Source organism: Alkalinema pantanalense CENA528 (assembly GCF_050753345.1).
GTDB lineage: Bacteria > Cyanobacteriota > Cyanobacteriia > Leptolyngbyales > Leptolyngbyaceae > Alkalinema > Alkalinema pantanalense.
Genome location: NZ_JBLZFX010000108.1, coordinates 1 through 19,988, shown reverse-complemented (window position 1 = coordinate 19,988; position 19,988 = coordinate 1). Strand labels below are relative to the sequence as shown.

The 19,988-nt window shown below is 49.0% G+C and carries 15 protein-coding genes; 9 read left to right on the top strand and 6 right to left on the bottom strand.

Annotation, left to right across the window (positions count from 1 at the left end; genetic code table 11):
* Both ACN4EG_RS23665 and ACN4EG_RS23660 read right to left on the bottom strand, forming a co-directional pair.
* Positions 1 to 1,854, bottom strand: a 1,854-nt coding sequence (locus tag ACN4EG_RS23665) for an Ig-like domain-containing protein (protein WP_431632730.1), incomplete at its 3' end; no start/stop codon positions are given.
* A gap of 208 nt (positions 1,855 to 2,062) precedes the next feature.
* Entirely contained in the window at positions 2,063 to 3,664 is a 1,602-nt protein-coding gene (locus tag ACN4EG_RS23660; RefSeq protein WP_431632729.1) for an alpha/beta hydrolase, read from the bottom strand.
* A gap of 298 nt (positions 3,665 to 3,962) precedes the next feature.
* Between ACN4EG_RS23660 and ACN4EG_RS23655 the strand changes: the two genes are divergently transcribed.
* The 4 genes from ACN4EG_RS23655 to ACN4EG_RS23640 all read left to right on the top strand — a co-directional run bounded on the left by ACN4EG_RS23655 (position 3,963) and on the right by ACN4EG_RS23640 (position 8,769).
* A complete protein-coding gene (locus ACN4EG_RS23655) occupies positions 3,963 to 4,634 on the top strand; it encodes a L,D-transpeptidase family protein (RefSeq protein ID WP_431632728.1) in 672 nt (223 codons plus the stop codon).
* A 282-nt stretch (positions 4,635 to 4,916) separates the two neighbouring features.
* Positions 4,917 to 5,639: a biliverdin-producing heme oxygenase gene (locus tag ACN4EG_RS23650; protein WP_431632727.1), complete on the top strand. Its 723-nt coding sequence runs from the start codon at positions 4,917 to 4,919 to the stop codon at positions 5,637 to 5,639.
* A 1,066-nt stretch (positions 5,640 to 6,705) separates the two neighbouring features.
* Entirely contained in the window at positions 6,706 to 7,779 is a 1,074-nt protein-coding gene (locus ACN4EG_RS23645) for an MORN repeat-containing protein (RefSeq protein ID WP_431632726.1), read from the top strand.
* 21 nt (positions 7,780 to 7,800) lie between these two features.
* A complete protein-coding gene (locus ACN4EG_RS23640; protein WP_431632725.1) occupies positions 7,801 to 8,769 on the top strand; it encodes a cation diffusion facilitator family transporter in 969 nt (322 codons plus the stop codon).
* 233 nt (positions 8,770 to 9,002) lie between these two features.
* Here the strand turns inward: ACN4EG_RS23640 and ACN4EG_RS23635 are convergent, their stop codons facing one another.
* Positions 9,003 to 9,923 (bottom strand): SDR family NAD(P)-dependent oxidoreductase, encoded by a 921-nt coding sequence (locus ACN4EG_RS23635; protein ID WP_431632724.1) that lies wholly within the window; start codon positions 9,921 to 9,923, stop codon positions 9,003 to 9,005.
* Positions 9,924 to 10,643: 720 nt separating this feature from the next.
* Here ACN4EG_RS23635 and cobW point away from each other — a divergent pair.
* Positions 10,644 to 11,738: a cobalamin biosynthesis protein CobW gene (gene cobW / locus ACN4EG_RS23630; RefSeq protein ID WP_431632722.1), complete on the top strand. Its 1,095-nt coding sequence runs from the start codon at positions 10,644 to 10,646 to the stop codon at positions 11,736 to 11,738.
* On the opposite strand, the gene ACN4EG_RS23625 is transcribed toward cobW, so the two are convergent.
* Positions 11,699 to 12,004 (bottom strand): Mo-dependent nitrogenase C-terminal domain-containing protein, encoded by a 306-nt coding sequence (locus ACN4EG_RS23625; RefSeq protein ID WP_431632721.1) that lies wholly within the window; start codon positions 12,002 to 12,004, stop codon positions 11,699 to 11,701. The two genes, cobW and ACN4EG_RS23625, sit on opposite strands and share 40 nt — an antisense overlap.
* Positions 12,005 to 13,252: 1,248 nt before the next feature.
* The gene (crtH, locus tag ACN4EG_RS23620) at positions 13,253 to 14,845 is read right to left on the bottom strand and encodes a carotenoid isomerase (protein ID WP_431632720.1); all 1,593 of its coding nucleotides are present in this window, start codon (positions 14,843 to 14,845) and stop codon (positions 13,253 to 13,255) included.
* A 425-nt stretch (positions 14,846 to 15,270) separates the two neighbouring features.
* Here crtH and upp point away from each other — a divergent pair, with 425 nt between their 5' ends.
* From upp to ACN4EG_RS23600, 4 genes are all read left to right on the top strand, one after another.
* Positions 15,271 to 15,921: a uracil phosphoribosyltransferase gene (upp, locus tag ACN4EG_RS23615; protein WP_431632719.1), complete on the top strand. Its 651-nt coding sequence runs from the start codon at positions 15,271 to 15,273 to the stop codon at positions 15,919 to 15,921.
* Positions 15,922 to 16,173: 252 nt separating this feature from the next.
* Positions 16,174 to 16,563, top strand: coding sequence for a hypothetical protein (locus tag ACN4EG_RS23610; protein WP_431632718.1), 390 nt, complete (start codon positions 16,174 to 16,176; stop codon positions 16,561 to 16,563).
* A gap of 98 nt (positions 16,564 to 16,661) precedes the next feature.
* The gene (locus ACN4EG_RS23605) at positions 16,662 to 16,973 is read left to right on the top strand and encodes a YggT family protein (protein ID WP_190570985.1); all 312 of its coding nucleotides are present in this window, start codon (positions 16,662 to 16,664) and stop codon (positions 16,971 to 16,973) included.
* Between the two features lie 278 nt (positions 16,974 to 17,251).
* Positions 17,252 to 18,736 (top strand): DASH family cryptochrome, encoded by a 1,485-nt coding sequence (locus ACN4EG_RS23600; protein ID WP_431632717.1) that lies wholly within the window; start codon positions 17,252 to 17,254, stop codon positions 18,734 to 18,736.
* A 72-nt stretch (positions 18,737 to 18,808) separates the two neighbouring features.
* On the opposite strand, the gene ACN4EG_RS23595 is transcribed toward ACN4EG_RS23600, so the two are convergent.
* Positions 18,809 to 19,630, bottom strand: coding sequence for a TlyA family RNA methyltransferase (locus ACN4EG_RS23595; RefSeq protein ID WP_431632716.1), 822 nt, complete (start codon positions 19,628 to 19,630; stop codon positions 18,809 to 18,811).
* Positions 19,631 to 19,988: the final 358 nt, after the last annotated feature.

The following is a 19,988-nucleotide window of genomic DNA, read 5'->3' as shown; positions in this document are numbered from 1 at the left end:
GGGGGGGGGGGGGGGGGGGGGGGGGGGGGGGGGGGGGGGGGGGGGGGGGGGGGGGGGGGGGGGGGGGGGGGGGGGGGGGGGGGGGGGGGGGGGGGGGGGGGGGTAGGGGGGGGGGGTGGGGCAGGGGGTGGGGGCGGGTCGGGATTTGGCGGCGAGGCGCGATCGATACACCTCTACCTTGGCGTTTTGGACGGCTGAACCATCGGAGAGGTGATGGACGCGAACCAAGCCGGAGTCGGGGAACCACTGGGAAAAGACGCCTAAATTGGTTAGTTGCACCAGTCCGGAATGAGTGGGTTCGCGCCATTGGGTGCGCCCTTCTTCGGTGTATTCATAGGTGCGGGCTTGGACGCCGTAGGCCAGCATTCCCGTGGGGCCGCCGAGCTTGTCTTGGATGGGGATGGGGATGGTTTGGCTGGTGTTGGGCAGAGTGGCGGGTAGGGCGATCGGTTGCCAGGTTTTGGCGTCGGGTAATAGGCCAGGTTGTTTTTCCTGGGCTTCGGCGGAATCGTAATAGACCAAATCCGTGGGCTGCACGACGCGGTAGGCGGCTTTGTATTCCCGTTTGGGCAGATTGATGGCGGAGAGGTTGAGTTGGAGGTTTTTGGTAGTGGGGAAGATGTTGAGGCCGGAGGGTGCCCAAAAGTCTGCGGCGACTTCTCCGGTTTCAAATTCCACGGTGACGGGTTTGTCGAGGGTTTGCCCAAATTGGTCTTTGAGGGTTGGGGCGATCGTGATGCGGTATTTTTTGCGGGGTTCTAAGGCCCAGGGGTTGAGGGTAATGACGCGATCGTCGTCGTAGACTTGCAGCCAGCGGGTGTTGGGTTTGGGGGCGGGGTCGAGGGTGATGGCGTTTTTGGCGGATTCTGCGAGGAGGCCGTTGGTGAATATGAGTTGTGCGTTGCCTTTGACGAAGCGGCCATAGGCTCCGCCTGCGTCGGGGGGATTGATCCGGTCTAAGCTTCGGAATTGCAGGGGGCCGTAGGTCATGAGTCCGCCCACAAAGGGGGTTTCGCTGAGGAGGTTGCCTTCCTTGGGACGGAGGCCGGGGGCCACTTCTAGCCGATAGCGGGTGGCTTTATTTAGGCGGTTTTGGGGCTTGAGGGTGTAAATCCAGGCTTTGCTGGCGGGGTTGAAGTCTTCTTGGGGTTCGCGGAAGCGATCGAATCGTTGGGATGTTTCTGAATCGGATTTCGGTTTGATAGTCAGCGGGATTGTGGAACCGGATCCCTCAGCGATGAGTTTAGCGTTGACGGAACTAATATCGAGTTCGACGTTGGAGGTGATTTCGAGTTCGGGTTCTAGTCCAATGGGGTCTGGGCTGATTTCGGGATCGGAGGGTAAGGTGGGTAATTCGGTTAAACGAATGGCTTCGGTGTTGAATGTCCAGCTAATATCTTGATTCAGTTGGTGATTGTTGAAGTCGGCTAGACCGGCTTTGAGGGTGACTTTGATGCGGGTGGCTTTGGGGAGGGCGCGATCGGCTTGGAAGCCGACCATGCGGGGGGTGAGGAAGCGGAAGCGGCCTGGGAGGTTGGGGGTGATTTCAAATTTTTGCAGCAGTGCCTGTTGTTCTGGGCTGCCGAGGGCTTCGAGGGGGATGAGGGGATTTTTGAATTGGATGCGGATTTGGGAGAGGGGATCGACTTGTCCGGTGGGGCTGATTTGGCTGATCCAATCGGGTAAGGTTGGATTGGGCCTGGGGGCGACGATCGGCCATGCGGCGGCGGTTTGGGCTTGGCTGAGGGGAGTCTGAATGCCTTGCTGGGATGGCCCTACGACAATGGTTAAAATGACCATCAACAGTGCTAAGACAAAATATTTCCATGCGCGAAGCATGTGGCGAAATGGCATGGCTAAACTCCCCAAACTCCCTAGGTACGATCGAGCGGCGCGATCGCATCATATCGATCGTGGCTTCTTTATTTGGTAACTGAGGAGCTTGAGGGTCGGTGGGAATCCCTACAATTCTTAATTCTGGGGTTGGAAATTCTTAAGTTTTGGCGATAGGCTGTTAAGGATCTTCATGATTCTCGGAGTGTTCTGTAATGGGGAAACCCTGCTAAACCATTCCTGCTAACTTGAGTAGCCGCGTCACCCCCGTTGGCAATTCCGAATTCATCCGCAACGGCATCCCCGCAGTGGCGATCGACTGCACATAACCCGCACTTAAAAACGGCTTATACTTCTCCGCTTCCGGCGTCTGCTGTTTCACAAATGCCAAACTCACCCCCAACACCGCCCGCCGTAACGGATCAACCTCCGACCCCACCTTCTCCTTCACCAAGGTGCGGGCTGCTGTTCCCACTTGAAACCGCTCCCGATCGCTCACACTCAGATGCGTTGCCCCGATCGCCGTCATCAAATACTTGGGTGTTGGTAATTGCATAAACGGTTGCAATTGCTGGGTTAATGGGGGAGTCAAACTATCATCCGTACTGGCTAGCATCACCGTTGGCGTTTTCACTTGGGATAAACCCGACTTGCCAAAAATTTTACCCACTGCAGGATTCAGCGCGATCGTGCCCACCACCCGGTTATCCCGTAGACTGATCCGATTACCCGCTAATTCCGTTCCCGAACACTGCAACCAATCCGCTGGAGTCCGCTGAATAATTTTGCTTTTTTTGCAAAACTGCCGCAACTCATCCAACTGAAGTTCGCCCCCTGCCAAGGCCAGCGCCCCATACCCGCCGAGGGAGTGGCCAAGCACGATCGCCTTTTGTACATTCACCTTGCCTGAAAACTCCGTCCGCTTGGCTAACTCATCCAACACAAAGGAAATATCTTTGGGTCGATCGAGCAATTCCTGGGGTGGTAACAACTTCTCTGGATTTAGCGTCGGACGGGTTTGATTTTGAAATACAGAGGGGTGATCAATAGCCACAACGCTAAAGCCATGGGAAGCCAAATGCTGGGCTACATAGGTTAGGAATTGCTTGCTCGATTCAAAGCCCGGTGAAATGACCACGATCGGCCCTTGCACCGCCTCTGGTACATACAAATCTACGGGCAACGATCGCTGACGGCGCGTATCCGTTAAGACGATCGTTTGGGATTGCACTGCAATTTTTCCGGGCAAACTGGGATCAAACGGCGCAGAAAAATTCGTTTTTTCCACCGCCAAACTGCGCTGTAACAATGTACTCGTGGCCTGACTTTGCCAATAGGTCAAATTCAACTTCGACCCTAACGCCGCCGCTTCCGACACATCGATCGTAATATTTTTCTGGGGAATTGCCTTCAATATGCCCACCGCATCCAATCCCCCAAACTGTTTTGCCGCGATCGTCACCCCAGCTTGAATTGCTTCTGCTGTCAGCCCTGGGGCAGCGGATTGCAAATTTCGCATCAACTGTTGACCCGCTGGAGACTTCAACAAATCCCCCACCACCTGTCCACTCACCTGAGGATCCATTTCCAGTTTCGTAGTCAACGCCTTACGGGTTTCCGGCGTCAGCACCACCGAGAAAAATTGCAGACTCGGCGAAACCTTCCCCGTTTTGGCATAGGCTTCCACCTCCGCCACGCTGACCACCTGCTCAAAGGGGCCAAAGCGCAGGGTCAATTGCTCCGCAGCCTGAGCCGGAGATCCCCAAGTCAGTCCGATCGCCCCACTGGCGAGAACCCCCAGGCTCCAACATTTCCATCCGGTGCTTCCCATGGGTGCTCTATCCTTCTGCGCTGAACGTTTGCAAGACCAGAACCGTTTGACTAGAAAAGTTTGCCAGAACAAGTCGTTTGCTAGAACAAGTCGATTGTAGCGACAGATTTGCTGCCCCAAAAGTTCCAGATAGGCAGACAAATCCCGATCCTAGGGAAAGAACCACGGCAGAACCGACCCAACATCTAACATCTCAAACCCAAACATTTCTATCCGTTCACCCAAGAAATGCCAACTTGTGGGGAATTTTTAAAGCAAATCTTGAATCTTGTTCAAGAGTTCCTACCCTTTTGAGGTAATGCACAAGTACTTATCCTCTAAGCTAATCCGGGCAACGTTCCTAGCCATTCTAGGTTTAGGATTGAGTTATCACCTAGCCACCAAGCGGGGGCTGATCCCATCCCTAAGCCAACTTCTGGCTCTCACTACGCCCATTCACTGTCCCGCAGACGCTAGATTGCATACCCAACCCACTGCTGCCCTTAATTCCGATCGTCCTTTAGCAACGCTGCTGCCACCTCACTTCGATCGCAGCAAAGTCTCCATCCTGATTGAAAAATCCCACCATCGGTTAACCCTGTATTACGACCAAAAGCCTCTAAAGTCCTACGCCGTTGTGTTTGGCAACCCCCAAGGCGACAAACGGCAAGAAGGCGACAAAAAAACACCGGAAGGCATTTTAAAAATCCAAGATAAATATCCCCATCCTGACTGGTCTAAGTTTCTCTGGCTGGATTATCCCAATCCCCAATCGGAGTGCAAACACCACCAAGCCAAGCAACAGGGGAAAATTCCGTTATTTAGTACCATTGGCAGTGAAGTCGGGATTCATGGGGTTCCGATCGGTAGTGATCACTGGGTAGATCAGCGTATTAATTGGACGTGGGGCTGTCCAGCACTCAAAACCCAGGACATTAACGAACTCTATGGGGTGGTGCAAATTGGCACGATCGTTGAAATCCTCGCCTAGGCTCCAACCCGAGTCTCTATTGCCTCCGTTCGTCTTCCCATCAGGGAAAATTTGCGAATTTTGAAAATAATGTAACGAACCTAACGAATTTAAAGATTCGTAATAAAAACGTTCATCAAATCAGATTAATTTAACAATGGCAGGTTAAATCCAGCCTGTACTCTTCGGTGAACAATTCTTCGCTGAAGTTAAATTCAATCGTGCAGTTGTGAGCCACTGGGACTCCTAAACCCCTGGAACACTGAAGCCATTGGGAACCTTAAAAGTGTTGGGAAAGTTAAAATGAGCACCAATTTAGCATTGAAACTCCGCGAGGGCACTAAGAAAGCTCATACCATGGCGGAGAATACGGGGTTTATCGCTTGCTTTTTGAGAGGCACTGTTGAGAAAAGCTCTTACCGTAAGCTAGTTGCCAACCTTTACTACGTCTATTCGACGATGGAAGAGGAAATGCACAAGCTCAGAAATCACCCCGTGATGGGCAAAATGTATTTCCCAGAGCTCGATCGCAAGGGTAGCCTCGAGAAAGATTTGGAATACTACTACGGCCCTAACTGGCGATCGGAAATTTCGCCCTCTCCCGCTACCAAAGCCTACATTGATGAGATCAAAAAGGTTGGCACAGAACAGCCTGAGCTGATGGTGGCACATCTCTACACCCGCTACATCGGCGATCTGTCCGGTGGACAAATTCTCAAGAAGATTGCGGTCAACGCCATGAACCTCAACGAAGGCGAAGGCACCAACTTCTACGAATTCAAGCACATTGATGACGAGAAAGCCTTCAAAAAGATGTACCGGGAAACCCTGGACAGTCTGGAGATTGACGCAGCAACCGTTGATCAAATCGTGAACGAAGCCAACGGTGCTTTCCACCACAACATGAACATGTTCAAGGAACTGGAAGGCAACCTGATCAAGGCGATCGGGGTTCAACTGTTCAACCTACTCACCCGTCGCAGCCGTCGTGGCAGCACGGAAGAGTTTGCACCCGCTGAAAACTAATCTTAGGATTGGCCTAGGAAGGTTGTCTGGTTCGGTTAGGTTGGCAAATAGCTTATCTGAAATGATCGGTTAAGCCATCATTCTAAAATCATCGATATCGGCATAAGGACGTTCGTTAGAGCGTCCTTTAACTTTGTCTGTAAAGATTGATTTGAGCCATGGGTACTGTGTTCAGATTAGGGATTTCTAATCTGAACAGCCTGATCCAGGTACACTCAAGCGGGTAAAGACTAACAGCCCTTTCCTCACTGGTGTAGCCAAATGTCATCTAAATGTAGCTAAATGTCATCTAAGTTCGATCGATTCGCCCATCTGAGTTAATTCAGCTTGTCAGCGACAACCCTTCTAGACTACAAATAAGCAACAAAAATGTTTGACTTGTTGGTATTGAACTGAATCATCTCGAAATCTTGCTAGGGTTTTCCGGTATTTAGAGGTTAACTGCTTGAGTCAGGCACGTCATCGATTTGATTAACCTCATTTTGAAGAGATATATATGTCGATATTTAAAATCTTCTGGGCATCTTAAAAAAGACTGACGGGGGATCTGTGCATTTTTTGCGTCTACTAAATTTTTTGCGTCTACTGGATTCTTGCGTCTACTGAACTTTTTCTTACCTAGCTTCTCATTGGGAGCTTGCCTAGCTCTAACTCTGGCGTGAATTCGATCAACTCGTAGTGCGACACGATCGTCAGGGCTACTCAGTCGTACAGATCGGGTCACTTCTCCCCTCAAGGTAGTTTTCTCTAGCAGAGCGTCAGAGAAAATTCCTTCCTCCCGGCTCTGCCAATAGCCTTTACTCCCCACCCTAATCTTCCCCGACAGTGGATTCTGCGTCCAAGGACAGGGGATCTGTGAGGGACAATTTTGTTTGTCAAACTTACAGAACTCTGAAATTTATGTAAAACTCGCTGCTATTCAGCACTCCGAGTATTTACGCTTAATTACATAGCGATTTTTGTCCAGAATAGTAAGGTTACGTAGAATCTTCTGAAATTCCGTCCGGTATTGTACGGTTATTGTCAGTGGGTGTTAGTTCTCCATTTGAAGTGAACGTTTCTTCCTATGAAATTCTCTCCTTTGTTTTTTTTGATCATTGGTGCCTCGCTTAGTTTACCTTTCGCACTACCAGCAGTCGTACAAGCGGAGGAAATGACCTCCAGTGGAGTCCGGTGTGTTGGCGAAGTGCAAGATGGTCAATTAAATGGTCGCGGGAGTTGTCTCTACCCCAATGGCGATCGCTACGAAGGAGAATTTAGAGATGGGCTACCAGATGGCACAGGCAAGCTGTTTATTAACGATGGGAGCCGCTATGAAGGCGAGTTGCGCAGCGGGATTCCCGATGGCATTGGGATCATGATCCTCGCCAGCGGCGATCGTTATAAAGGATTGTTTGTCAATGGTCTGCCAGAAGGCAATGGTGTATTAATCATCAATAGCAGCATGCAGCGCATTCGAGTAGAGGTTCCTAGCAGTCCCTTTACGGGCATTGGGGCGCTCAGTCTTGCCAATGGCAACCGCTATGAAGGCGAATTGCGAGAGGGCGTACGAGAAGGCGTTGGTAAGCTTATGCTCAGCAATGGCGATCGTTACGAAGGACAGTTCAAGAAAGGACTCCCCGATGGACGAGGAACCATTAGCCTAGGCCAAGCGGATGTCGTGGTGGTTCAGCTAACGACCGGGGGATTTAGCGGACGGGGCAGCCTAGTCATGGAAAATGGCAGTCGTTATAATGGCACGTTCCGCAATGGTCTTCCCGATGGGGAAGGCAGCTTAACCTTTGGCAATGGGACGCAATACACAGGGCAGTTTCGGGATGGCAATCTCTACGGGAACGGTGTTTTGAAGACAGCGAATGGCGATCGCTACGAAGGGCAGTTTCGCAATAATAAACTCCACGGCCAAGGCTTATTGGTCAGAGCCGACAGGTCTCGCTATGAAGGCGCTTTCCGGGAGAGCCAAGCCAGTGGTCGGGGTGTCCTGAGTCTGAGTAACACCAACACCTATGAAGGGAATTTCCGGGATGGTTTACCCGATGGTCAAGGGGCGTTGACTGTCGGGGATGGGGTTCGGCTCCAAGGCATTGCTTCAGTGGATCAAGGAGGTGTCACAATTGGACAAAGTCCAATTTTCAAGTGATGCTTCTGATCACGATTCGCCATGACTCACTCCCAACATAACCATTCTCATAATCATTCTCATAACCATTCTCATAATCATCACGCTTTGCCGGGTCGTTTCGATCGAGCTTTTTTGATCAGTGTTGGGCTTAATATTGCCTTTACTCTGATCGAAGTTACCTATGGTCTTCTGAGTAACTCTCTAGCACTCATTGCAGATGCAGGCCATAACCTAAGTGATGTCTTGGGCTTGCTATTGGCCTGGGGCGCTAGTTTACTAGTTCGTCGTCGGGCCAGTCTCAAGCGCACCTATGGTTTACGCAAGGCATCCATTCTTGCGCCTTTAGCCAATGCAGTCTTATTGTTAATCGCCTGTGGAGGGATCATTTGGGAAGCCATTCAGCGCTTGCAACATCCTGAAGTCGTTGCCAGTAGTACGATGATAGTGGTCGCCGCGATCGGTATTTTGATTAACACTGGCAGTGCTCTATTGTTTCTTCGAGGACGCCACCAGGATATCAATTTACGGGGCGCTTTTTTACATCTCGTTAGTGATGCAGTGGCATCTTTGGGGGTTGTTATCGCAGGACTCTTGATTGCAGTCACCCATTGGAATTGGCTTGATCCGATCGTAAGTTTGTTAGTCACCCTAGGCATTATTTGGGGTGCATGGGATTTATTAAACGAATCCCTGCATTTAGCGGTAGATGGTGTCCCCAAACAAATTGATCCCAGGGCTGTGTATCGCTATTTGATTGATTTACCGATCGTGGAACGGGTACATGACTTACACATTTGGGCAATGAGCTCTACAGAAACAGCTCTAACTGCCCATTTAGTTATTCCCACTGGTAATCCGGGCGATGCTTTTTTAGCGAATCTCTATCATCATCTCCATGCTACCTTTGGCATTGACCATCCCACGATTCAAATTGAAACGGGAGATGCAGAAGCCCTGCAACATTGTGAAATTCGCTGCAATCAACAAGAATTTGATCATCGTCATTAGATCCATTTCATTTAAGTTGGTGGCTGAATCATGCCTCCAATCGATCGAGTTTTAAAGTTGTAAATTTATTTTGACTCAATCAATCTCTACCAGCAATGCCTCAAACAATGCCTCAAAATGATTAAGAAATGTTCCCCTAATCTCCTGATTTGGGACTTTAAAGCCTTGGACATTCTCCTATCGTTTTAGGAGTATCCAAGGCTTTTTAGGTTCCCTATCCAATCAACGATCGATTAACCTTTGAGGGAGGCGAATCGCCAAGATAGACGGGATCTAAAGCGACGCCACAGCAACAAACTGCGACGTACCTGCATCAGCCGTTGTCCTAGGCGATGCGGAATGATGTTCCTCCACGCAGCCTGACGGGTGGAAGGTTCGGCCAAAATTAAATGCCGACTGGCGTGATGGACGATCCATTGCACCAGCGTAGGACTGATTCGATTCCCCAATAAGAGCAGATGCCCTTGCCATCCCACAGCGATTTCAGATCGAGCTTGTTGCAAACCTTGTACCAAAACTTTTGCAACGTGCTCGGCAGAAATTGCGGCAACCCCCTGAAAGGTGTTGATCTGTTCAGCCATATCGGTGTCGGTCAGGGTCGGCAACAGAGCCATCACTTGAATGTTGTAAGGTGCTAACTCATGGCGGAGGGCTTGGGTAAAGCCTAACAAGGCAAATTTGGACGCAGAATACCCTGTCAGCGTAGGAGCTGCCACTTTACCCATGAGACTACCCACATTGACGATCGCGCCCCTATGACAATCAACCATCAAACGAGCCACGACTTGCGTAATGGAATAAGCGCCCAGGTAGTTGGTGGAAATTTCTTGCTGCACTTGCGCTAGTTGAGATTGTAAAAAAGGTGCTTGATAGGCCACTCCAGCACAATTGACCAGTAGATCGATCGGCCCTTGGGTTTGCCATGCTTGAGTAATGGCTAAATGAACCGATCGAGCGTCTGTTAAATCCAGCGGTAGAATGCTGGCTTCGACCCCCAACTCTTTCACTTCAGTCGCTACTTGTTGTAGCTGATCTCGATCCCGCGCTACCAGCAGTAATCGGTTTGCTCCTTGACGCGCTAATTCCAGCGCAATCGCCCGACCAATGCCACGAGATGCTCCAGTAATCAGGGCATTTTTGCCATTGATGTTCATAATTTAGACCTCTTAACTGCAATAAGGACGTGCAAAGTCTAAACCAACACAGGTGAAGTCTTCCAAGCATTTCAGCAAACATCAAAATCAAACTTGAATTTCAGGGAGATTATGTACTCACAAATTTCGCCAGTCGTTAACTGACTCTTGGATTTACTTTGTTACTAGCGGTAATTGGCTCCATAGTTTCTAAGCCAATATCAGAGGCTCTAAGACAATACCAAAAGAGAAACAGCACCGTTTCTGCATTTTTCTTTTTGACATCCAAAAGAATGTTACACAGAGTTTTCTGTTGGATGAAGTTCGTTTGTCAGTTTTACCTCTTCAGTAATGCCTACTTTATAGTCTCAGTTGTGTGTTCTCAGTTGTGTGCTCTCAGTTAGGTTCAAACTTATTGGATTGTAAGGAGTAGGCCATCTGACGGGGCCTAGCTCATGGTTGTCATTGAACAAACTAGAAAATCCAGTGGATTTGCACGTCACTTTTACAAAGCTTAACAAGCTTTTTTGACTTCGCCCACTTTGATCAGAATTTACAATTAGAAATGTCACCTTCGCCGCTTTTCAGATAAACAATTTGAATACATTGGAGTCTAGAAGGTATCAGAGAAAACGATCGCTGATGGTTCTGGCTACTCAAAACGTCCCTCGGGGGTGGATAGTTGAAATTCCCACGATCGCGTAGGATAATCGATTGTTCGATTCATTGGGTTCCCACAGCATGGCAGCCAAAATTCCCGTCACCATCATCACTGGTTTTCTCGGTAGCGGCAAAACGAGTTTAATTCGCCACCTCCTGCAAAATAGCCAAGGTCGCCGCATTGCGGTGTTAGTCAATGAATTTGGCGAACTAGGGATTGATGGGGATCTCCTACGAGCTTGCCAGATTTGTGATGACGTAGACCCGCCGATCGCTCCAGATCCACTGGCCCATAATCTAGCCAGTAATATTGTAGAGCTCAATAATGGTTGTCTCTGCTGCACCGTGCAGGAAGAGTTTTATCCCATTATGCAAGAATTAATCAAACGTCGCGACAGCATTGATTGCATCTTAATTGAAACATCGGGTTTAGCATTGCCCAAACCGTTAATTAAAGCCTTTAAGTGGCAAGATATTTGCCATGCGGTTACCGTCGATGGAGTGATTACCATCGTAGATTGCGAAGCGGTTGCCCGTGGCACCTTAGCCCAGGATCCCCAAGCCCTTGAAACCCAACGTCAAGCGGATCCCAATTTAGATCATGAAACACCGTTACAGGAATTATTTGAAGATCAATTAGCCTGTGCCGATCTCGTCATTCTCAATAAGGCGGATTTAGTCACCTCCGCAGAAATGAGCCAAGTGCAAGCACTGGTACAGCAGGAGTTACCCCGATCGGTTAAAATCATCACCCATGGACGATCCCAACCTGAAGCATTATCAACGGACTTATTACTAGGCTTCAATGCAGCCGTGGAAGATGATTTGGCGAGCCGTCCCAGTCACCATGACTTTGAAGAGGATCATGATCATGATGACGAGATTGACTCAACCTATGTATTACTGGATCAAACCTTTGAGCCAGAGGTGCTTCGGCAGCGACTAGAAGCCCTCGTCCAACAACAGGAAATTTATCGAATTAAAGGATTTGTAGCCGTTCCCCATAAGCCGATGCGATTGGTGATACAGGGGGTAGGAAATCGGTTTGAGCAGTTCTACGATCGCCGTTGGCAACCGGAAGAACTTAGACAGACTAAACTGGTTTTTATCGGTCGGGGTTTAAATCCAGGACTGATTCAGAAGGAAATGGTTTCCCCACAGACATCTACTAAGTAGCAGAGAGAGCGGAATCGTAAACCAACGAATTGGTCGTACAGGGGGTTCAGTTTGCACATTGGCGGAATATGAGCCACCTTGCGGCCAAAGAGCATGACATCACGCTCAAAGGGACATTGAGCGGGGATCAACTTGCAAATTCGGTGAGCGGTTTTACGATCGGTAATTTCGATCGAGTCTAGCCAATTCCGGACAGGAGTCAGCAAGTGGTCTAGGAGGGTTGGGGTTGGGGGTTGGAGTTGAGAAGCCAAATTCATTTGAGACATAACACATCACCTTTTCGAACCTGAAGCTATCGATCGTTACAAGGGTCACATCGTTACAAGGGTCACAGTCACTTTGCCGGGGTAGGATACGTTCCTGATTACCTTCTTTCCCTAAGATACCCATGCAAAGTTTTAAATTCCGTAAAGCTAACAGCAGAACATCAGTCGTTTGTGAGAAGAGATAGTGAAAATATCAGTTGGCTACGAAGAATACCTGAAAATCAGCAGAGTGGCTTCTAGTGCATCTTTCAAGATTTAATCACCTCGTTGTTCGCTGTAACTTTAGCTACAAATTTAACCATTCCTTTGTCTTGTGGATGACATCCTTAAGAACAACTATTGATGACATCTCTAGGATGAACTAATCAAATGAACTTCATCATTCATTCAAATTAAAATTCAGTGAGATTTACCCGATCGGAGCGAGATCATTCATAGGGTACGGAATCAGGAATGCTCCTAGAAAAGCCTGACGTAGTGCGAAGAAGGGAAAGGACGAAGGGAAAACTATCTTGAACGCGTTAAGCTGATTCTTGAAACTCATTGAGCGATCAGAACTACATTTTGGGATTAAGTTCCCGTGCTGTATCCCATGGTGTCTGCTGATTGCCTGATAACCTATTCCGTAGCATTGCCTAAACTCCCTAGATAAGAGGGTGCTGTTGATTAAGATGACAGAGCTTTTAGTAAGGTGGCTCCGTAAAAACTCGGGAAAAATTCTCCCTATTTTTGATCTTCAATAAATAAATTTGTGAAATTGCAGAATGGTCACTGCAATCAACCTGGTGAAGACCCTATGCAGCTTAGCTCCACAAGGTCTTCCATCGCCGTATGGGATCGATGATAGAAGATCAATTCATTGGTTGGCGATCGGAATTCTTGATCTCAACTATAGTCATACCCAATTAATTTAGGCAGTTATGCAGATCCAATCTAGAAAAAGTCTGAAACGTTTGGGGATCGCTGCCAGTCGCGCCTACCGATTAGATTGGCAAGATTAAAAGTTCCAAATTCACGTGCTACTATGCAATCCCTCAGGGGCTGTAGTCAGTGACCCACCAATTTTATTAGCGACTCACCAATTTTATTGACAATCAACCATTGACGCGACCGATAGTAATTACGCCTATAGGTTAAATACATCCATCAAAATAGAGATCACTGAAGAAAACGCATAGAGATCACAAACCTACATTCACAGATGCCAATTCTTCAGACATAAATTTATAGACACAAGTTCCTCAGACACTATAGTCCCAAATCCACAGCGATACGGTGAGCGCAGGCAAATCCCGAAAAAGCAACCGCATTTAAGCCCTGTCCAGGAAATGTACTATCACCCACACAATAGAGCCCTGAGATCGAAGTCCGATTGAATGGCATACCGAGAAGGCCAAGCAGTTTTTTGCTGGGGATCGGGCCATAGGTCCCATTATCGCGACCTAGAAAACGCCGGTGAGTCCGTGCTGTTCCTACTTCTTGGTAGTCCAAATTGGCTGCCAAGTTTGGGAAAACTGTTCCCAGGCGGGAAATTAACTGTGCAGCAGCGGCTTCTTTTTTGGCTTCGTAAGCTTGAGGGGTTAGATTTTTCCACTGATCGATCGAACTGGGCGTAAAGGCGTGAATAATGTGGTGACCTTCAGGGGCGAGGCTGGGATCCAGCAAAGTGGGAATAGAGACGAAAACCGTTCCTTGCTCTGCGTCTATGTTGGCCCAGTCTTCTAGCAGGATATGGTGACAATCCGTGCCTTCTGGCAGGGCTTCCGCCTTCACCCCAAGATGCAAACTGAGGAAGCTTGGAGATTGTTGATAGCGTTGTTGCCATCTTTTCTCACTAGATGGCATCTCAGTCTTCGGTAATAATTTTTCAAAGGTATCCCACCGGGTTGCATTGGAAACAATTCGTTTGGCACGAATGATCTGCCCAGCAGCCAGCTTGATCCCCACGGCTTTGTGATTCTCGGTAACAATCTCCGTCACCCGTGCTTTGTAAAGGATTTTACCGCCAGCTTTTTCTAGGCCGTCCACTAATTTTTGGGCGATCGCGCCTACTCCCCCCTTGGGGTAATTGATCCCACCGTAGTGGCGATCGCTGAAGACCATGCCTGCATTAATCATCGGCGTCATATCTGCTGGAACAACTGACCAGCAGTAACACTCCATATCAATGAATTTGAGCAGTTCAGGATCCTGAATGTAGCGACGGGCAATGTCACCCACATTTTGGGGTAAGTACTTCACCAAACCCAAACAGGCCAAGGGATGCTGGAAAAACACCCGCATTAAATAGCGGGGTTCTTCTAAGGACAGAAGTTCCATCGCATTCAGGCAATTGAATACTTTCCAGCACTCGTCATAGAACTTGCGGATGCCCACAGCTTCCTCGGGAAAGCGCTGGATCAGTTCCTGCAAAAAGGCTTCGTAGTCGCGATGAACTTTGGGATCCAGTCCATTGGGGAGATGATAATGGATTTGCACAGGGTCGGGGATCGTTTCGATCGTCATGCCGACCGCTTCCAAGGCACGGGTTAGCAGATTGGTGGTGCCTTCTTTACCAAAGCCAAAAATCATGGAGGCACCGACATCAAAGCGATAGCCATTGCGCTCAAAGTAGCCCGAACTGCCACCGGGGATCAGGTAACGCTCCAGCACCAACACCTTGGCTCCCTTAGCAGCCAGTTGGGTTGCCGTCACCAACCCCCCAATCCCAGAACCCACCACAATGGCATCGTAGGTCGTGTCGTAGATGGCGTCATCGATTTGGGGATCAATTTTGGCATCTGTTGTCTGCGATCGCAGCATTTCAGAACGATCGCCCGTTAAATCTGTTTGAGACACCACTGCTATGAACCCCCATCCCCAAGAAAACACGTTTTTCAAAGTCCGTAATTTAGTGTAACGGTTTGTTGCACAGTCCTAGCGTGCCAGTTGCAAACATAAAAAAAAGGGGGGATACGATCGCTGCCGCAACGCCCCGCCTACCGATCCTCTAGAGAGGAGAACACTATAGAGAAGTTTAAGACTATTGAAACTCTATGTCAATACTATTGAAATTTAATTGCATTAAACTAAAGGGGCACCCTCTCATGAGAACATCTAATGAGATCGCCGCTGAGGAAGCCCAAATCACAAGTTCAAATATAAATTGAGAAACGAAAAACTAAGTTTTTATCCTGTGAGACTTTAGGGTTGACCCTGATCTAGAGACGGGGACAGAGTATGATAGGTCAGACTTAAAACCTGCGTACCTGTGGAATAGGATCGATATGACTGTTCAGCTACGTGTTTATGTGCCACCCCATCCGCTCATTAAGCACTGGTTGGGCGTTGCCCGTGATGCGGGAACTCCCCCAGCTTTATTCCGTAGTGCTATGACTGAGCTGGGACGATGGTTGACCTATGAAGCCGTGCGGGATTGGTTGCCGACAACGGAGACTACGATCGAAACGCCGTTGGCGAGTTGTCCTGCGACTTTTATTAATCCTGAAATTCCAGTGGTCGTTGTCCCAATTTTACGAGCTGGGTTAGCCCTCTTAGACGGGGCACAGGCATTGTTACCGCTGGCATCGATTTACCATTTGGGAATTGTTCGCAACGAGGAGACTTTAGAGGCCAGTTGCTATCTCAACAAGCTACCTGAACGCCTCAATCCCGATACGAAGGTTCTGATTACCGATCCAATGCTGGCGACGGGGGGAACCACAACGATGGCACTGGACGAACTCACGAGCCGGGGAGTTGATCCAACCAATGTTCGGATTGTTGCCGTGGTGGCCGCCCATGCAGCTTTGCAAAAACTCAGTGTGAGTTATCCAATGCTCAATATTTTTACAGCAGGGATCGATGAAACCTTGAACAGTCAAGGCTACATTGTTCCAGGGCTGGGGGATGCGGGCGATCGTACCTTTGGGACTTAGATTCTTGGGACTTAGATTCTTGGGACTTAGCCTCTCGGGATTTAGGCATCTCGGGGCTTAAGTTTATCGAAATTTAGCTGTTGGAATTTAGGCTTTTGCGACTTGCTTTCGGGCACTTAGGCTTCGAGATTTTGCTGGTAGCGATAGCTTCTGACTCTGCTGTGAATCACTCCCGTCGCAAGGCGAGATCAAAGAGTGGGGACGCGACGTAATAGGATAAATTCAGGATGGCAGTTGTGAGCAGATTGGGACATGAGTCAGCAAGATAATTTTTCCAGTGGCTTTATTTTAGGGGCAATTATTGGGGGACTCGCTGGAGGAGTGCTGGGGGCAGTACTGACCCATCGCGCAGCCGGAAAAGACGAATCCGAAACTTCTTCTAACCGTAGCAAGCCGGAGGATCCGGAAACGAAGGGGATCAATCGTTCTCGCAAGCGATCTTTGAGGGTGGCTTCGGATGCCGTTTCAACGGAGCAGACGATCGAACTAGCACGGCAGAGTTTAGAGGAAAAAATCGCTCAATTGAATGATGCGATCGATGGCGTACAACAACAACTGCGCCATGTTAACGGGAGTGGCCAGCTAGAGGAACTAAGCCGCTTGACCGATCGGCCCGAAAGCCCCACAAGTGAGGATTCCTAGCCTCCCCCCGAAAGCTCAGAATCCAGTAAACTAGAAAAGTTAAGCACATTCATCCAATCATCCGAGCGATTTACTGAACGTTTGGGAGCGCACAACGTATGAACTCAGCCACCGCTATCCTTATTCAAACGCTTTTATCTTTTTTAACCATTTACAATGGCTTGCTGTTGCTGCGAGTGTTGCTGAGTTGGTTCCCGAATATTCAGTGGTATAACCAGCCTTGGGCAATCCTCTCACAGTTGACCGATCCCTATCTCAATTTATTTCGATCGATCATTCCGCCCCTAGGAGGCATGGATTTTTCGCCGATTTTGGCGTTTGTCGCCCTTAGCGTTGCACGGCAGCTAATTGTGTCTGCCTTGGCTCCTGCAATGGCCTACGTCAGTAGCTCACTTTTAGGGATGGTTTAGCTTCGATGGTTTAGCTTCGATGGTTTAGCTTCATAGTCTTGTTTAGCCTTGAAGAGTGCTGTTCAAGAACCATAGCTACAGCTACAGGGTTTCACGAAAACCATAGGGTTTCACAAATAGCTATTAACCTCTCTAAGGAATGAAGTAGAAAAGCGATCGTTGCGATCGCTTTTTTCATGGAAGCTTTGCCCCTGATTACGGCAAGATGGGCGCAGATATTTTGCGCACAGATATTTTTTATCAACAATTCTGATTTTCTCAACACAGCGTAAACGATCGTGACTAGACCCGCAGTTATTCTTTGGTTTCGCAATGATCTCCGGATTCACGATCATGGACTCCTGAGCCAAGCTGCTCAATCTGGTGCAGAAGTCCTTCCGGTCTACTGCTTTGATCCCCGACAGTTTGGAACCACTTCCTTGGGTTTTCCTAAAACGGGGCCATGGCGATCGAAATTCTTACTGGAAAGCGTGGCCGATTTGCGGAGATCCCTGCAAATGCTAGGCAGTGATCTCATCCTTCGCCTTGGGCATCCAGAGGTAGAAATTCCCAAGCTGGCACAACAGTTGCAGCATGAAGACTCGCTTAACATCAGAACGGTAACCTTTCACCGAGAAGTGACTTCTGAAGAAACGGCCATCGAACAAGCTTTGGCACGATCGCTCAAACAGATGGGAATCCCGGTGCAAACTGCTTGGGGGCACACCCTTTATCGGCCCGATGATTTGCCCTTTGCGATCCAGGATTTGCCGGAACTCTTTACTAACTTTCGTAAGCAGGTCGAAAAATCCTCGACAATTCAGCCTTGCGACCCAACTCCGCAAAAATTACCAACCATCCCAGCCCATCTCGATCGGGGGAACTTGCCGAGCTTAGAGATTCTAGGCATTTCCCAACCGACTATCGATCCCCGGTGCCAATTTCAATTTACGGGGGGAGAAACCGCCGGGATCGCCCGTGTACAGGACTATATCTGGCAACGCGATCGGCTCAAGGTGTACAAAGAAACCCGCAACGGCATGTTGAACCCCCAGGACTCCAGCAAGTTCTCTCCTTGGTTAGCCTTGGGTTGCCTCTCGCCGCGCTATCTCTACGAACAGGTCACGCAATACGAAGTTCAAAGAATTCGCAACGACTCCACCTACTGGCTCATTTTTGAACTGCTGTGGCGGGATTATTTCCGTTGGGTTTGTGCTAAGCACGGCGATCGAGTCTTTTACCCAGAGGGTTTGCGGGGGGTGAAATTTCCTTGGAAGCAGGATTGGCCGCGCTTTGAACAATGGAAAGCGGGACAAACGGGATTTCCCCTGGTCGATGCCAATATGCAAGAACTGTCTGCAACTGGTTTTATGTCCAATCGAGGCCGACAGAATGTCGCGAGTTTCCTGACTAAAAATTTGGGGATCGATTGGCGCATGGGCGCGGAATATTTTGAATCCCAGCTAATTGACTATGACGTTTGTAGTAATTGGGGCAACTGGAACTATGCCGCTGGGGTGGGAAATGATGCCCGTGGGTTTCGGTTCTTCAACATTACAAAACAGGCGAAGGATTATGATCCCCAAGGGGAATACGTCAAACATTGGCTGCACTGTCTGGCCCAGTTGCCCGCCAATCAGGTGCATGAACCTTGGAAATTGGGACATTTTGAACAAAAACAATGGGGTGTTCGCTTAGGGGTTGATTATCCCCACCCGATCGTTGATCTCTTCAAATCCGCCGCTGCCCACGAAAAACTTTATAACGCTGCGTTTTCTCAGTAGCTCAAGCCAGTTCAAGCAGATCTGGCAAATTCAACTGACCGAAATCTTTGGATCTCCTGCAATCGGTTGGATCTAAAACTCTGCGGTTAGGGTGGTTCGCGCGGTTTGGGCTAGCTGCCGCAGATCGTCAATACTGGGTGCAGTTTGCAGGCCGTTCATGCTCAGCCACAGCAAATATTCAATATTTCCCGCTGGCCCCGTAATGGGCGAGTAGGTTAAGCCACAGTATTGCCAACCGAGTTCCTGGGCTGCGGCTAAAACTTGCGCGATCGCATTAGCTTGATCCTTAGGATCCCGAACCACGCCTTTTTTGCCAATCCGTTCCCGTCCGACTTCAAATTGCGGTTTTACCAGCAGAACGACTTCACGAGGTTCGCTCAACAATGACCACAGGGCAGGTAAAACTTTCACCAGGGAAATGAAGGATACGTCCACAACCCCTAAATTTGGATGCAGAGCGTCTTCGGGGTATAAAGCCTCGGGGGTGAGACTGCGTAGGTTGGTACGTTCCCGGAGAATAACGCGAGGATCCTGCTGGAGCTTCCAGGCCACCTGCCCATAGCCCACATCAATCCCGTAAACCTGCTTTGCCCCCGACTGCAACAGACAGTCTGTAAAGCCTCCCGTGGAAATACCACCATCCAAACAAACCCGATCGCTCACCTGGATCCCAAATTGCTCCAGTGCCTTAATCAGCTTTTCACCACCACGAGAGACAAATCGTGATCGGGCCTTAATATCGATCGCAGCAGTAATCTCTACTTCCGTTCCCGCCTTATCCACCACTTGCTGATTGACCATGACTTCGCCAGCCTGAATCAAGCGCTGTGCCTGTTGACGAGATTCACAAAGCGCACGATCGACTAAAAGGCTATCAAGGCGTTGCTTGGGCATGGGTTGCAATGGGTAAAACGCGAGAATTTATCATCCCATGAGTTGTGGTCAATCGATCATTGATCAAACGGCCCCACTCGAAATGCCCCTTATTTGCCCTAACTTTTATAGCTACAGCCAAGTCAATTAGATTTTGCTAACCAACCATTCAATTCCGCTAAATTACCCTTCTCCTAGCTCAGCGGCGCGTAATGAGGTAACTAGGGAGATGCAAACTAAGTCTTACACTAGACCTCCTGCATGAATAGTGGAGTGATGTGCCAGTTAGAGCAGGAGGTAGGAGAATAAGAATGTTGCCCTCAACATTTCTGTGGAGAGAAGATGAGCTACCAAGACCTTGAGTCGCTGTCGGATGGTG